The 13868-nt window shown below is 63.3% G+C and carries 12 protein-coding genes and 1 tRNA gene; 9 read left to right on the top strand and 4 right to left on the bottom strand.

Features of this window, described 5'->3' with window-relative positions; translation table 11 throughout:
* Nucleotides 1-123 precede the first annotated feature (123 nt).
* From GC148_RS04305 to GC148_RS04325, 5 genes are all read left to right on the top strand, one after another.
* A complete protein-coding gene (locus GC148_RS04305; RefSeq protein WP_291068999.1) occupies nucleotides 124-597 on the top strand; it encodes a hypothetical protein in 474 nt (157 codons plus the stop codon).
* An 82-nt stretch (nucleotides 598-679) separates the two neighbouring features.
* On the top strand, nucleotides 680-1120 hold the full coding sequence (locus GC148_RS04310) for a hypothetical protein (RefSeq protein WP_291069001.1): 441 nt from the start codon (nucleotides 680-682) through the stop codon (nucleotides 1118-1120).
* A gap of 46 nt (nucleotides 1121-1166) precedes the next feature.
* Nucleotides 1167-2192, top strand: a complete 1026-nt coding sequence (locus GC148_RS04315) for an NADP-dependent oxidoreductase (protein ID WP_291069003.1) — start codon at nucleotides 1167-1169, stop codon at nucleotides 2190-2192.
* A gap of 76 nt (nucleotides 2193-2268) precedes the next feature.
* Nucleotides 2269-2637, top strand: coding sequence for a hypothetical protein (locus GC148_RS04320; RefSeq protein WP_291069005.1), 369 nt, complete (start codon nucleotides 2269-2271; stop codon nucleotides 2635-2637).
* An 89-nt stretch (nucleotides 2638-2726) separates the two neighbouring features.
* Nucleotides 2727-3509, top strand: a complete 783-nt coding sequence (locus GC148_RS04325) for a C13 family peptidase (RefSeq protein ID WP_291069006.1) — start codon at nucleotides 2727-2729, stop codon at nucleotides 3507-3509.
* 13 nt (nucleotides 3510-3522) lie between these two features.
* On the opposite strand, the gene metC is transcribed toward GC148_RS04325, so the two are convergent.
* From metC to GC148_RS04340, 3 genes are read right to left on the bottom strand one after another with little or no spacing between them, the layout of a single operon-like run.
* Nucleotides 3523-4689 carry a cystathionine beta-lyase gene (metC, locus tag GC148_RS04330; protein WP_291069008.1) on the bottom strand — a complete coding sequence of 389 codons (1167 nt, stop codon included), beginning with the start codon at nucleotides 4687-4689 and terminating at the stop codon, nucleotides 3523-3525.
* Entirely contained in the window at nucleotides 4686-5528 is an 843-nt protein-coding gene (locus GC148_RS04335; protein WP_291069009.1) for a sulfurtransferase, read from the bottom strand. Before GC148_RS04335 ends, metC begins: the two co-directional genes overlap by 4 nt.
* 4 nt (nucleotides 5529-5532) lie before the next feature.
* Nucleotides 5533-6537, bottom strand: a complete 1005-nt coding sequence (locus GC148_RS04340) for a cysteine synthase A (RefSeq protein WP_291069010.1) — start codon at nucleotides 6535-6537, stop codon at nucleotides 5533-5535.
* A gap of 159 nt (nucleotides 6538-6696) precedes the next feature.
* On the opposite strand from GC148_RS04340, the gene GC148_RS04345 reads away from it, so the two are divergent.
* Both GC148_RS04345 and GC148_RS04350 read left to right on the top strand, forming a co-directional pair.
* A complete protein-coding gene (locus GC148_RS04345; protein ID WP_291069012.1) occupies nucleotides 6697-7365 on the top strand; it encodes a DUF6134 family protein in 669 nt (222 codons plus the stop codon).
* Nucleotides 7366-7512: 147 nt separating this feature from the next.
* Nucleotides 7513-9930, top strand: coding sequence for an EAL domain-containing protein (locus tag GC148_RS04350; RefSeq protein WP_291069014.1), 2418 nt, complete (start codon nucleotides 7513-7515; stop codon nucleotides 9928-9930).
* Here GC148_RS04350 and GC148_RS04355 read toward each other — a convergent pair.
* Nucleotides 9927-12767: an AsmA family protein gene (locus tag GC148_RS04355; protein WP_291069016.1), complete on the bottom strand. Its 2841-nt coding sequence runs from the start codon at nucleotides 12765-12767 to the stop codon at nucleotides 9927-9929. The genes GC148_RS04350 and GC148_RS04355 overlap by 4 nt on opposite strands.
* A gap of 187 nt (nucleotides 12768-12954) precedes the next feature.
* Between GC148_RS04355 and GC148_RS04360 the strand changes: the two genes are divergently transcribed.
* Both GC148_RS04360 and GC148_RS04365 read left to right on the top strand, forming a co-directional pair.
* Nucleotides 12955-13031: transfer RNA gene (locus GC148_RS04360), tRNA-Asp, on the top strand.
* 140 nt (nucleotides 13032-13171) lie between these two features.
* Nucleotides 13172-13795 (top strand): DUF6538 domain-containing protein, encoded by a 624-nt coding sequence (locus GC148_RS04365; protein WP_366063090.1) that lies wholly within the window; start codon nucleotides 13172-13174, stop codon nucleotides 13793-13795.
* Nucleotides 13796-13868: the final 73 nt, after the last annotated feature.

Genomic DNA, 13868 nt, shown 5'->3' on the forward strand with positions numbered 1-13868 from the left:
CAACGGTCTAGCGGCTGGAAGCGGAGCCGTCACCCGCCAGCGCGGGGCGCGGTGTCAATTACAGTGTGTAAAGGTGAGTCGGATTCCGCTTTGCCCCCCTCGAATGTGTGCTAAAAATACATCATGCAAAGAGACCTCGCCTTCGAAGAAGCCGTGGCCCTCGCTCCGCCGGTGCAGAAGCCCGCGCCCAAGGCGCCATGGCATCTCTACCTGATCGGCACAGCTGCTGTGCTGTGGAGCCTTCTCAATGTATTCGATTTTCTGGCCACGGCGACCCAGTTCGGACCCTACATGGACCGTTTCCCGGACGGCGCACGCCAGTATTGGGAAACCCAGCCGGCCGGCGTGTTTGTCGTCTGGGCGCTGGCGGTCTTCTCGTCCCTTATCGGATCGGTGTTGCTGATCCGCCGGCACGCGCTCGCGGTGCGGGTCCTCGGCGTGTCGACCATTTCGACCATCGCCGCGATGGCGCTCAGCTATTCGCGCCCGGCCGCCGACTATGATGCCACACGCGTCTTTGCGGTGTGCATCATCGTCGTGTCTTTGCTGATCCTCAACTACGCCTGGCACCAGGCCAAACGCGGTATCCTGCGCTGAACACCGCCCGGCATTCGCCGCGGCGCGTTGGTGATTTCCCGAAAGCGGCTTATGCTGGCGCCCTCTTGGGAGGGAGAACCACATGACAGAACAATCTGCGCCGGACGGCGTAAACGCGGGCTGGCATCTCTGGCTCGTCGGCGGGCTCGGCATCTTGTGGAACGGGTTCGGTTGTTTCGACTACATCATGACCGTCACGCGCAACGCCGCCTATCTTGAGCCCTATCCAAAAGAAATGCTGGACTACTGGTTCGCCATGCCGTGGTGGATGTTCGGGCTTTGGGCCGTCGGTGTGTTCGGCGCCTTCCTGGGAAGCGTGGCCTTGCTGATGAAGCGCGAAGCTGCGGTCACGCTTTTTGCGGCCGCGTTCATTGCGTCGATCATCAGTTTCGTCACGGGCGCGATGGACCAGAACGCGCCCAAGATGGAAGGACAGGAGTTCTTCCCCTTGCTGATCATCGGGCTTGGCTTCGTTTTCCTCGCCTATTCCTACTGGCAGATGAAGCGCGGCGCCTTGCGCTGAAACGGATTCGCTCTAGCGTTCCTTCCAACGAAACAGGGAGGTCGCGATGACGAACGAGATGAACAAGACCTGGGTGCTGCGCAAGCGCCCCGTGGGTGACCTGCAGGAGGGCGATCTTGAGCTGGTCGAGAGCCCGCTTGCGCCGCTCGCGGACGGCGAAGTGCGTGCCAAGACGATCTATCTCTCGCTCGACCCGACGAACCGGATCTGGATGAGCGACATCGATGCCTACCTGCCACCCGTGCAGATCGGCGACCCGATGCGCGGCGGCGGGCTCAGCATCATCACCGAAAGCCGGTTTGACGGCCTCTCGCCCGGCGATATCGTCAATACCGGCCTTTCGGGTTGGGCGATCTACAATACGCTGCCCGGCGCCTCACTGGCCAAGTTACCGAAGCTGCCCGGTGTTCCGCTCACGGCCTACATGGGTCCGCTCGGTGCCACCGGCATGACCGCCTATTTCGGCCTGATGGACATCGCCAAACCGAAGGCGGGCGAAACGGTGGTCGTCTCGGCCGCCGCCGGCGCCGTCGGCTCGATGGTGGGGCAGATCGCGAAGATACAAGGCTGCCGTGTGGTCGGCATCGCGGGCGGCGCGGACAAGTGCCGCTGGCTCACCGAAGTCGCGGGCTTCGATGCGGCGATCGACTACAAGAATGAGGATGTCGGCAAGGCGCTCGACAAGCATTGTCCGAACGGCATCGACATCAACTTCGAAAACGTCGGCGGCAAGATCATGGACACAGTGATCGCACGCCTCAACGATTTCTCGCGCATGCCGCTGTGCGGTCTGATCTCGACCTATAATGCGACCGCACCGGTGCCGGGGCCGTACAATTTTTCGAACCTGCTTATGCGCCGGACGCTCGTGAAGGGCTTCATCGTGATCGATTACTTCCCGCGCTTCCCGGAAGGCATCCAGCAGATGGCGATGTGGCTGATGGAAGGGAAGATCAAGTTCGAGACCGACATCGTCGACGGCTTCGAAAGAGCGCCGGCCAGCCTCTCACGCCTCTTCGAAGGCAAGAATCTGGGCAAACTGGTCGTGAAAGTCAGCGACGAGCCGGCGTGACACCGGTTCAGGTTGCATTCATCCGGGCTCGCCGCAAAATAACCTGAACGGAATCGGGGCTTTGAGGGGTGCGGACATGATGAAACTTGCGGGCGTGAAACTGCGCCTTTGGCTTGCCGGCGCGGGCGCACTGTCACTCGCAGGCTGCACGACGGCGGATTTGGAAGCCTTCGCGGCCGGGCTCGACATGGCGGCTGAGGAGATGTCGGTGACCATGACGATGGTTCCGGCCTTTGGCTGCGACTTCAATGTAAACGGCTATCTCGTCTGCGATGATAGCGGCGATGGCTATGCGGACCGTTACGGCGACCCGACGCTCGACTATGTGCCGGGCTACTATTCCGGCCCAGCCACACGCATCAGCGATTATGGCGAGGCCTTTCAGTATGATGCGGGCTGCGATTGCTGGCTGCGGGAGCCATCGCTTGACACCTACCCGAAATAGGCCCGCCCGGGCTGTTCAGCCGCGCGTCTTGCAAGCGCGGGCCGGACTTGGTCATATACTGACAGGCGTACGGACCTCAGGAGTGCGGGATGCGGTGGCAGCCTCTGTTCGGAATGGTGTTTCTGCTGGCCGCCCTGTGCGTCGGGCCGGGCCGGGCCCAGACGCCGGACGTGATCGAGTCGGGCGGCTACGACGACTGGGCCGTCGGCATCCTGGCGGCGGACTGGCGCGACGGCAGCGGCGCGCCTATCGATGCGTTCGACAACGCTGCCCGTGCCCTCGCCAAGGGATTTGAAGCGGTCGGCTTCAAATCCGAAAATATCTCCAACCTGTCGCTTCGCCCGAACCCGCAGAATGGCCGGGCGCTGGCCTCCGACATTGCCTTTGCAGCTTTCGGTTCCAAGGCGGCCGCGGCCAAAGCGGGCTGCCTGTTCTACTTCACCTCGCACGGATCGCCGGACGGGATGGTGCTGGGCCGGGAAGGGTTGCTGACGCCGTCGCGGCTGGCCAGTCTGGTCGATGGCTGGTGCGGGACGCGGCCGACGGTTGTGGTCGTCTCGGCCTGCTATTCGGGCGGCTTCATGCCCGCTCTATCGGCACCCAACCGCATGGTGATCACTGCGGCGCGGCCGGACCGGTCCTCGTTCGGATGCGCGGCGGGCGTGGAGTATCCTTATTTCGATGGCTGCGTGCTGGAAGCCCTGCCGAGCGCCGATGATTTCGTCGACCTCGCAAGCCGGGCGCGGCGATGCGTGGCGCAGCGGGAGTATGATGAACAGCTTTGGCCGCCGTCGGAGCCGCTGACCGACGTCGGCGCCGATGTCGAGACGCTGTTCATTCTCAAGAACTTCGAGCACGCCCCGCCACCCTGAAGCGGCCGGTCGGTCAGCTTGCAGACAATGCCGTGAAGGCGGCGCTGAGGTCGGCTTTCAGGTCTGCGGTCGCTTCCAGCCCGATGTGCAGGCGCAGAAGTGGGCCGGCGCGGCCTTCGGTCCAGCTGCCCTTGGTGCGCGTCAGTTGCTGGTCGCAGGGGATGATCAGGCTCTCGAACCCGCCCCAGGAGAAGCCGAGTCCGAACAGCGACAGCGTCTCGAAGAAGCGCTCCATTCCGCCTTCAGGAACCGGGTTCAGGATAATCCCGAACAGGCCGTTCGAGCCTGTGAAGTCACGCTTCCAGAGCGCATGATCGGGATGGTCCGGCAGGGCCGGATGCAGGACATCCGCCACTTCGGATCGCGCCGCCAGCCAATGCGCCATCTCGAGGCCGGCCGCCTCGTGCGCCCGCAGGCGGGTGGCCAGCGTGCGCAGGCCGCGCACCGCGAGATAGGCATCATCCGGCGCAAGACCGATGCCCCACTCTTCGGACGTTGCAGCAATCCGGCCCGCGAGACCTGCATCGCGCGTCATCACTGCGCCGCCGAAGGCGTCTGCGTGGCCCACCACGTATTTGGTGAGCGCCTGAACCGATATATCTGCGCCCAGCGCCAGCGGCTGGTGCAGCAGGCCTGCGCCCCAGGTATTGTCGCAGATCGTCCGTATGCCCCGAGCCTTGGCAGCGGCGATCATTGCCGGCGCATCACCGACTTCGAAGGTTAGTGAACCGGGGGACTCGATGAACACCGCTTTCGTGTTCGATTTGAACAAGGCTTCGATACCCGCGCCGATGCGGGGATCGTACCGCTCCGCCTCGACACCTGTCTCGCGCAGCCGTTTTTCACAGAAGCGCGCGGTTGGGCCATAGGAGCAATCCGGATACAGCAAATGGTCGCCTGCGGAGACGCAGGTGGTGATGGCCAGCGCGCAGGCTTGCAAGCCGTTGGACGCGAGGCGCGCATGCCTGGCGCCCTCCAGCTCGCACATGCCGGATTCCAGCTCGCGGTGAACCGTCAATCCCATCCGGCCATAGGTCGGCTTGGCGCCATAGAGGCCGGCCTCGTCGCGGAACAGCACGGTCGAGGCCCGCTCGACCGGCGGGTTTACGGTGACACGGCCAAGCCGTGCGGCGCGCGTGTGGATCAGGCGCGTCTCCGGGGCGGCTTCGTCCTTGTTCATGGGCCTGTCGCGATCGGGCGGGCAGGGTCGGAGGCCCATTCCGTCCACGAACCATCATAGACCGCAACATCGAAATTGCCGAGCCGGGCAAGGGCCAGCGCGGTGATGGCGGCCGTCACGCCGGATCCGCAAGTGGTGACCGTGGGCGCGTGCGGGTCCCTGAACAGTTTCTTCAGTTCGGCGGCCGGTTTCATCCGGCCGTCGCTGGTCAGCAGTTGGCTGCCGGGCAGGTTTACGCTGCCGGGGATATGGCCCGAGGGCAGGCCGGCGCGCGGCTCGGGCTCGCGGCCGAAGAAGCGGCCGTCCGGGCGGGCATCGATGATGGTGGTCCGTGCGGTGCCGACAAGGGCTTCAAGCGCCTTGGCGTCCATCACGAGATCGGTGCGCACGCGCGGGGTGAAGTGGCGCTCGCTGGCAATCGGCGGCATGTCGTCAATCTCGCCGCCGGCCTCGACCCAGGCATTCAAGCCGCCGTCCAGAACCAGCACTTCTTTATGTCCCATCACGCGGAACATCCACCAGGCGCGGGCGCCAGCGAAGAAGTTGTTCTGGTCGTAGATGACGATCCGATTCCCGTCGCCTAGCCCCAGCCGGCGCACGCGCGAGGAGAATTTCACCGCATCCGGCAACATGTGCGGAAGATGCGAGGAGGTGTCCGAAATATCGTCGATGTCGAAATGCACCGCTTTCGGGATATGCCCGCGCATCCAGGCTTGGCGACCGGTTTCCGGCGGATTGGTGAACGGCGCAAACCAGGTGGCGTCCACCACGCGCAGGTCGGGCGCTTCGATATTGGCGAGCAGCCATTCGGCACTGACGAGGGGATCACCATTTTCCATAAGTCTATTTCTCCATCCAGGCTGGAACGGGCAATCCCTTTCCGCGCAGGAATTCCGGGTTGTACAGTTTCGTCTGATAGCGGTTGCCGTAGTCGCAGAGGATCGTCACGATCGTGTGGCCCGGGCCGAGATCCTTCGCGAGCCGCATCGCGCCGGCGACGTTGACGCCGGCCGAGCCGCCGAGGCAAAGGCCTTCATGCTCGACCAGGTCGAACAGGATCTTGAGCGCCTCGTCATCGCTGATGCGGTAGGCCTTGTCGACTTCGATTCCTTCGAGGTTCGCCGTGATGCGGCCCTGGCCGATGCCTTCGGTGATCGAGGTGCCCTCGGCCTTCAGCTCGCCATTCTTGTAATACTCGTAGAGCGCGGCGCCGCCGGGATCGGCGATGCCGATCTGGATCTTCTTGTTCTTATCCTTGAGCGCGAGGGAGACGCCGCCCAGTGTGCCGCCCGAGCCGACCGCGCAGATGAAGCCGTCGAGCTTGCCGCCGGTCTGCTGCCAGATTTCCTGGCCGGTCGTGGCATAGTGGGCCCGGCGGTTGGCCTGGTTGTCGAACTGGTTCGCCCAGATCGCGCCGTTCGGTTCGCTCGCCGCAAGTTCCTCGGCGAGCCGGCCGGAATAGCGTACGTAATTGTTAGGGTTGGCATAGGGCACCGCATCGACCTCGATCAGTTCGGCGCCGAGCAGGCGGATCGCGTCTTTCTTCTCCTGGCTCTGGGTGCGCGGCATGACGATGACGACCCGGTACCCGAGGGCCTTGCCGACCAGGGCGAGGCCGATGCCGGTATTGCCGGCCGTGCCTTCGACGATGGTGCCGCCCGGCTTGAGCAGGCCCGCCACTTCGGCCTCGCGCACGATGCCGAGGGCAGGGCGGTCTTTCACGGACTGGCCGGGGTTCAGGAACTCGCACTTTCCGAGAATCTCGCATCCCGTGGCTTCCGACGCCCCCTTGAGGCGAAGGAGCGGCGTATTGCCGATCAGGTCGATGATCGAGCTGTGGACGGTCATTCGGGGGCGTTTCCTGTGTCGATTCCGAGGCTGGTCCAGACTTAGGGGGCGAACGCGCCTGCGGCAATCGCATGGCGGCGATTTGATCCAACTGGTGGTGTGAGACGTATTGAACTTACCCAACAAAACCAGACCCCCAGCTTACCGGAGGATGAAGTCATGCTCTTGCGCGCCCTGCTGTCACTGACCTGTCTGGCCGCCGTCTACATCGGCGGTGCTGCGGCCGATACAGGCGACCGGTGGCAACCCAAAGCCGGTGATGTGATCCGGTTCGATGTGTTGCGGGAAGGCAAGCCCTTCGGCAGCCACTCGGTGGCGTTCGAGACGGCCCCGGATGGCACCCTGACGGCGCGGACCCGTGTCGCGCTGAAGGCCGGACTGGGGCCGATCACGCTGTTCCGGTACAATCTGGACGCGACTGAAACCTGGCTGGGTGACAGACTGCTGGGCGTAAGCGGCGCGGTTGTTCAGGATGGCGACAAGCGTGCCGTGTCAGCCCGGCGCGACGGCGACGTGCTGCGGGTCGATGGCAGTGACTTCAAGGGCCTGGCCCCCGCAGATGTCATCCCCGCCAGCCATTGGAATTTCGCTCAGACCCGGGCCGACAAGCTGCTCTCGACCGAAGACGGCGAGATCTTGAATGTGGATGTCTCGCGCAAGGGGCGCGAGCGGATCGAAGTGGCCGGCCGGGTGATCGAGGCGACGCATTATCGGCTCGATTCCGCCATCGACGTGGACCTCTGGTACGACGATAGCGGGCGCTGGGTGAAGCTCGCCTTCGAGGCGCGTGGCCAGAATATCGAGTATGTATTGGCCGAAACCTACTGAAAAACCGGCCCTTGGCCGACTTTTCCTGAATCAGTCGTAAACGCGAGGTCGACAAGTTCCGACCGGCGTAAAGCGTCAAATTCACTCTGGACTGGTACTCACGATCTCCAACAAGGCCCGACGAACAGGGCCGGAGATCGTTTTCAGATGCTGCAGAAATCCGTGACCGAGCCGCAACGCGCAAAGGACTCCTTGTCCAAGGCTGCTGTCATTCCGGACAAGCATCTGACCAGCCTGCAGACCAAGCAGCTCGAATCCTTCCGCAGCATCGTGATGGTCATCATGTTGGCCAACCTGCTGAATGCGGCGGTTATCCTGCTGACCTTTCGTGAATCGATGATGGGCAACCTGCTGTGGCTCTGGGGTGGCTGCGTGGCGGCGTTTTCATTCTATGCGCTGGCCCAGAATGCGATCCAGTCCCGGCTACGCCGCCACGTGCCGCGCGATTCCGAAAAGGAGCTCCAATCCCTCGCGCGCGGCGCGACGCTGAACGGATTCCTGTGGGCGGTTGCGCCGCTCGTGGTGATGAGCGCTGCCGATACCCAGGGCCAGATGGTGATGGGGATCGTGATGGCGGGCATGATGTTCGCCGGCGCGTTCCTCCTGTCGCACATCCCGGACGCGGCGCTGTCCTTCACGATTCCGGTCGGCGTCGGGCTGATCCTGTCGATGCAGTTCCAACAGGACGCGGCATACCAGTTCATTTCGGTTCTTCTGATCGTCTACATGGCGATCCTCGTGTTCGCGGTGCGCTGGTCTTACCGCCAGTTCGTCGACCAGCACCTCGGTGAAGCGGCCGTGAACGAACAGTCCGAACTGATCGGCCTTCTGCTGCGTGACTTCGAGGAAAGCACGTCCGACTGGCTGTGGCAGACCAATAGCGACGGTATGCTGGAAGACATTCCGCTGGTAATCGACGCCAGCTCCGACAGCGCGGGATTCATGAAGAAAGGCGCGTCGCTCCAGAGCCTGTTCGTGGCAGACGAGTCGCGCAAGGTTCTCGAAACAGCGATGAAGCGTGAGCATGGCTTCCGCGACATCGTGCTGGAAGTGCGCAGCGCGGACAGCGAACAAAGCTGGGTGTCGCTGACCGGCAAGCCGATCTTTGAAGGCAACCAGTTCCGCGGCTTCCGCGGTGTGGCTGCCGACATCACCCAGTCGAAGCAGATCGAAGACCGCATGGCGCACATGGCGCACTATGACGGGCTGACGGGTCTGCCGAACCGCATCACGATGCAGGAACACCTCGAGAAGATCGTCCGCAAGCCGCCGGCGCCGCATACGGTTCGCGCGCTGCTGTGGATGGACCTCGACAACTTCAAATGGGTCAACGACACGCTGGGCCATCCGGTCGGCGACGAGCTGCTGCGCCAGGTGGCTGGCCGCATCAACGAGATGGTCGAGAAAACCGATATGGTGGCCCGCCTCGGCGGCGACGAGTTCGCGCTGATCGTGGAACGCCCGGCCGGCGGCGCCATGGAAGACTTCTTCCACCGCCTCACCGAACACATGCGCACGCCCTACAACATCTGGGGCTCGACCGCGCATTGCTCCGCTTCGTTCGGTGTGCGCATGTTTGATGCGTACACGACCGATACTCGCCAGATCCTGAAGCATGCTGACCTTGCGCTCTATGATGCCAAGCGCACAGGCAAGGCCCAATGGTGCCTGTTCACCTCGCAGCTCGAAGCGACCGCCCAGCAGCGGATGCAGACGGAGAACGAGCTTGAGCGCGCCATCGACCAGGACGAGCTGCGCGTGTACTTCCAGCCGCTGGTCGATGCCCGCACGCACAAGATGATCGGTGCCGAAACGCTTTTGCGCTGGCAGCACCCGACGCGCGGCCTGGTTTTTCCCGACGAGTTCATCAACCTCGCCGAAGACAACGGCCTGATCACGCGGATGGGCGAATGGGTGATCCGCGCCGCGTTGGCCGAAGCGACCCGTCTGCCGGAACACGTGAAGGTGGCTGTGAACCTGTCCCCGTTGCAGATCCACTCGGCAACGCTGATCTCGACCATCGTCAACGCGCTGGCGACCAACAACATCGCGCCGAACCGGTTCGAGCTGGAAATCACCGAATCCGTGCTGATGACCGACACCGAATTCACGCTGAAGCGCCTGCACCAGATCCGCGATCTCGGCGTGCGCATCGCACTCGACGATTTCGGAACCGGCTATTCGTCGCTGAGCTACCTGCGCTCGTTCCCGTTCGACAAGATCAAGATCGACAAGAGTTTCGTGAAGGACATCGAGTCCCGCCAGGACAGCCGGGCCATCACCGAAGCCACGCTCAACCTCGCCAAGTCACTCGGCATGCGCTGCACGGCGGAAGGCGTCGAGACGCTCTACCAGGCAGACTTCCTGCGCGACCATGGCTGCGACGAGCTTCAGGGCTTCTTTGTCAGCCGCGCCCAGCCGCTGGATAACCTGGCGCATATCATCGACGTGCGCCCGCGCGACGAGCGGCCGGTGCCGCAACTCGGACACCTCACGCACGAGACGCAAGACGCCGGCGACAAGGTCCTGTCTTTTTCCGACCGGAAAAGCGGAACGGCCGGCTAAGGCGTCTCGTCCGGGGCCGGGTCTTCCGGTTCGGGATCGGGCGTCGGCGCAGGCTTCGGCTTGCGTCCGAACAGGCCGCCGAGGGCATCGATAGCAGCCTTCTCGGCCGCATCTTCGAGCGTCTCTTCAGTCGTCTTGGACGGTGTCGTCTCAGTTGGTGTTGTGGTCGCGCCGTCGCCTGCGGCAGGCTCCGTTGTCGTGCCTGTGCCGGTCGTCGTCTTCGGCGGAACGCCGAGCACCGTACCCAGAACACCTGCAGCGCCGTCGCCAGCGCGGCCGGTGACCTGATCGACCAGCCGGCCTTTCAGTTCAGCCTCCAGCGCGGCTTGAACGCCTGAGAAATCCGGCGTCACCTTCAGCTGGTTCCAGCTTCCTGACAGGCGGACCGGAACCGGAATGCCGTTCAGCTGCACCACGGCGCCCTGGCCCTGGCCTGTCTTGTCAATGGCGGTGGCGAGGCGAAGATCGAGCTTCTGTCCGCCGATATCGATGCTGCCGGTGCCATCAATGCCGAGGGCCGGGCTGATCAGCTTCATGAGGTCGACATTGGCGACGCCATTCTCGATCTTCAGTATGCTGTCGAACTTGGTGAAGTCCGTCTCGGCCGTCGGCGAGAGGACGCCGCGGAAGTCGATTGTGTTCAGCTTGCCCGTCGCAAATGCCTGCTGAAGCGTCTGGGCGCTACGTACCATCTGCGTGACGTTGAGGCCCTTCAGGGCGCCCTCGCTGAGATTGGTGGAGACTTCGCCGGTGAGGCCGCGCATCAGCGCGTCGAGCGAGTCGCCGCGCGTCGTGGCGTCCACCTTGAAGGCGCCGGTGCCGGCGAGCTTGTCGAACCCGGCCAGCGTGCCAAGCAGGTTCGACATCGCCACGCTGTCGCCTTTCATCGCAAACGTGATCGCCGGCACGGACGACGCGGCATCGACCGTCATCCGGCCCTCCCAGTTGCCGCCGAACGCTTTGAACTTCGACAGGTCGGCTGCAAGCTTGCCGTCCGTCAGCTTGGCGGTCAGCGCCGCGTCCGTCAGCTTGACGCTGCCGAGCGTGATCTGGGTGGTGGTAATCTGCAGGTCGGCGTCCGCAGCGAAGAGGCCGGCAAGGTCCAGCTTGTCCTTGCTCCAGGCCTGCAGCGGCTGCGCCGGCTTCGCCTTCTGATCCGACGAGGCGAGGAAGGGCGAGAGATCCAGCGAGCCCATGTTGAGCTTGCCGGTCAGGCGCGGCTTCGGCCCTGAGAGATCGATCCCGGCATTTCCTTTGGCGGTGATGTTGTCGAGCTTCAGGTCGAGCGCGCCGAGCGCAATGTTCGTGAACGTACCACTTACGTCGCTGGTCGCTGAGAAGGTCTGCAGTGTGCTGCCGGGCTCCATTTCGATGTCGGCTGCCGCGAGCAGGGCGCGAAGTTTGTCGCTGGAAGCTGTCAGCTTGCCTTTCAGGGCGCCGGGGTTTGCAAGGGCGACTTCGCCGGAATAGTTGGCCTTCAGCAGGTCGCCGTCATGCTTGAAGTCGATGCCGGTGAGCTTCAGCGTATCGGTAGGGCCCGAGAGATTGCCGCTGAAGTTGACCTTCTCCAGCGCTGCAGCTGCGGGCACATCCACATTCAGCTGCTTGGCCAGCTCGCCCGCTTTCGGTGTATCGAAGCTGAGCTTGCCGTCGAGAGCCGGCACGGCGCCGAGCGTGACGCCGCCGATATAGTTGGCATTGATCAGGGCGCCTTTGACGCGCAGCTTCTCGAAGGCGAGGGCAGGCTCGGTGAGCACGCCTTTTACGGTGCCTTCGACATCCAGCGCGCCGAGCGGCGCCACGTTCACCGGCAATTCCAGCGCGGCGAACTTTGTCAGCGCGTCGATCTTCGGCGCGTCGAACGAGAATTTGCCATTGATAGTCGGCGCCGGGCCGAGATTGATCTTGCCGGTGAAGCTGGTCTTTGCGAGGTCCGAGGACTGGGTGAATTTCTTGACGTTGATCGCCAGCGTTTCGAAGGCGCCCGCAACGTCGCCTTCCGCATTGATCTTGCCGAGCTTGGAAATGTCGTAAGGCACTTCGATGTCGGCATAGTCGAGCAGCGAACTGACGGCCTCCGAACTGACATCGAATGTGCCATCCAGCGTGGGCACCTCGCCCAGCGTGATGGCGCCGTCATAGCGCGCCTTCACGAAGGCGGTGCCGATCGTCGCGACCAGCTGCGCCGGCTTGCCGCTGGTGGCGGCTTCGAGCGAGTCGAGATTGGCCGCGATGTCGAACCGTTGGCCCTGGAACAGGCCCTCGGCGTCGAGCTTGAACGGCTCGGAAAGTGCCGTCATGGCCGCAGTCAGGTCGAGTTCGCGCAGCTCGTATCGGGTACCGGCCTCGTCATCCTGATAGGTCAGGCTGGCATTTTCGAGGCGCAGGTGTTCGACCGCGCCGTTGAATCCGCCGCCTTTGGCTGTGCCGGGTTGTGCGGGCTCGGCTTCCTCGAGCACCCAGTTGGTGGTGCCGTCGGCCTTCTTCTCCAGCGAGACAGAGGCATCGATGAAGGCGAGCTCGTGGACCTCGACGCGCTGGCCGAACAGCAGCGGCGCCCATTTCACGGCGCCGCGCAATTCGCCGGCTTCGATCATGTAAGGGCCGGTAAAACCTTCAGGGTTCGCCACCTTCATGCCGCCGACACTGGCCGCAATGCGGGGGAACAGGGACAGGCGCACGTCGCCGTCCAGCGTGACCTTGCGCTGGAGCGCCTCGCCGGCGGCGCGCTCGATCTGGGCCCGGTACACGGATTTTGGAATCAGGAAGGGCACGGTCAGCGCAACGCCGACCAGCAATACAAAAATTCCGCCTGCAATCAGGGCGATACGCTTCATGATCCGAATCCCTCTCTGGGTCTCGCTAGCACATGGTTAAATACTATGTCGGTTGAATGGCAGCTGAAGGACAAAAGGCAGGATTCTGTCGGTTCCGGGGCACTGCAAGGCACGCAACAGGACCGCTTGACCCGGCCCAGCGACGCGATTAGAGAGGCGCTTCGCCCGAAGGGGCGGTCAGAAATGCGCGGGTGTAGCTCAGTCGGTTAGAGTGCCGGCCTGTCACGCCGGAGGTCGCGGGTTCGAGCCCCGTCACTCGCGCCATTCCTTGCGGAATGAAAATCTCCCAAGTCCTTGAAAATGAAGAACTTTAGGCGCTCTCAAGGAGCGCTTTCGGGTTCGACGCCGCTTGTTGCACTACAGTTTGCACTACGGATTGCATACTTTTTGCACTACAACTCGCGATGAAACAGAATGGTCTTGGATTAAGATATCTAAAGTCCCGCGGTGGCTGGTGGCATTACCAGAGACGCGTGCCGAGCCGCTTCGAAAGCGTTGACAATAGGGGCCTGATTCAGGTCGCCCTGCGGACCCAGTCTCTCGAGATTGCGATGATGCGGCGGGACGCGCTTGCAGAGGCCGATGGCGCCTTGTGGAACGCACGCAGTCTTGAACTGACAGGGGGTGACCGGCAGCAACCGGGCTGGCGCGCGGCAGACAATCGTTACCGCAGCGCTGTTGCCCGGGCCTTGGCTCAGGGCTTCGTTTACAGACCAGTAGAGGAGATTGCGGCGCTCCCGGATGTCGAAGAGATCATTGCGCGCCTGAAGGCTGCCGATTTCGGCAAGGCATCGACCGCGGCCAAGGCAGAAGCCTTGCTCGGGGGCGTGCCGGCGCCGGTCGACAAGACCACGGTTTCGGAAGCCTTCGAACTCTATGTTTCAAAGATCGCTTTTGACGATCAGTACAACAAGTCACAGGCGCAGCGCGAAGCCTGGGAGAAGACAAAGCGAACCTCCATTGTCAATCGGCGCGCAAAATTGACCCCCTATCGGCGTGCAAAATTGACCCCACCTGCGCGGTGGTAGCTGGCCCAGGCCGGTGCAACTTTTCAAACGAGTGGAACCGGCCTGGGCCAGCGGGCGGCAAGGCGCTCAGGCG

The sequence above is a fragment of the Hyphomonas sp. genome, assembly GCF_016125515.1.
In the GTDB taxonomy this organism is placed as follows: Bacteria; Pseudomonadota; Alphaproteobacteria; order Caulobacterales; family Hyphomonadaceae; genus Hyphomonas.

Bases quoted from the DNA above. Each gene is read 5' to 3' on its own strand.
- GC148_RS04305 (WP_291068999.1), top strand. From the start codon at position 124: ATGCAAAGAGACCTCGCCTTCGAAGAAGCCGTGGCCCTCGCTCCGCCG.
- GC148_RS04310 (WP_291069001.1), top strand. From the start codon at position 680: ATGACAGAACAATCTGCGCCGGACGGCGTAAACGCGGGCTGGCATCTC.
- GC148_RS04315 (WP_291069003.1), top strand. From the start codon at position 1,167: ATGACGAACGAGATGAACAAGACCTGGGTGCTGCGCAAGCGCCCCGTG.
- GC148_RS04320 (WP_291069005.1), top strand. From the start codon at position 2,269: ATGATGAAACTTGCGGGCGTGAAACTGCGCCTTTGGCTTGCCGGCGCG.
- GC148_RS04325 (WP_291069006.1), top strand. From the start codon at position 2,727: ATGCGGTGGCAGCCTCTGTTCGGAATGGTGTTTCTGCTGGCCGCCCTG.
- metC (WP_291069008.1), bottom strand. From the start codon at position 4,689: ATGAACAAGGACGAAGCCGCCCCGGAGACGCGCCTGATCCACACGCGC.
- GC148_RS04335 (WP_291069009.1), bottom strand. From the start codon at position 5,528: ATGGAAAATGGTGATCCCCTCGTCAGTGCCGAATGGCTGCTCGCCAAT.
- GC148_RS04340 (WP_291069010.1), bottom strand. From the start codon at position 6,537: ATGACCGTCCACAGCTCGATCATCGACCTGATCGGCAATACGCCGCTC.
- GC148_RS04345 (WP_291069012.1), top strand. From the start codon at position 6,697: ATGCTCTTGCGCGCCCTGCTGTCACTGACCTGTCTGGCCGCCGTCTAC.
- GC148_RS04350 (WP_291069014.1), top strand. From the start codon at position 7,513: ATGCTGCAGAAATCCGTGACCGAGCCGCAACGCGCAAAGGACTCCTTG.
- GC148_RS04355 (WP_291069016.1), bottom strand. From the start codon at position 12,767: ATGAAGCGTATCGCCCTGATTGCAGGCGGAATTTTTGTATTGCTGGTC.
- GC148_RS04365 (WP_366063090.1), top strand. From the start codon at position 13,172: ATGAAACAGAATGGTCTTGGATTAAGATATCTAAAGTCCCGCGGTGGC.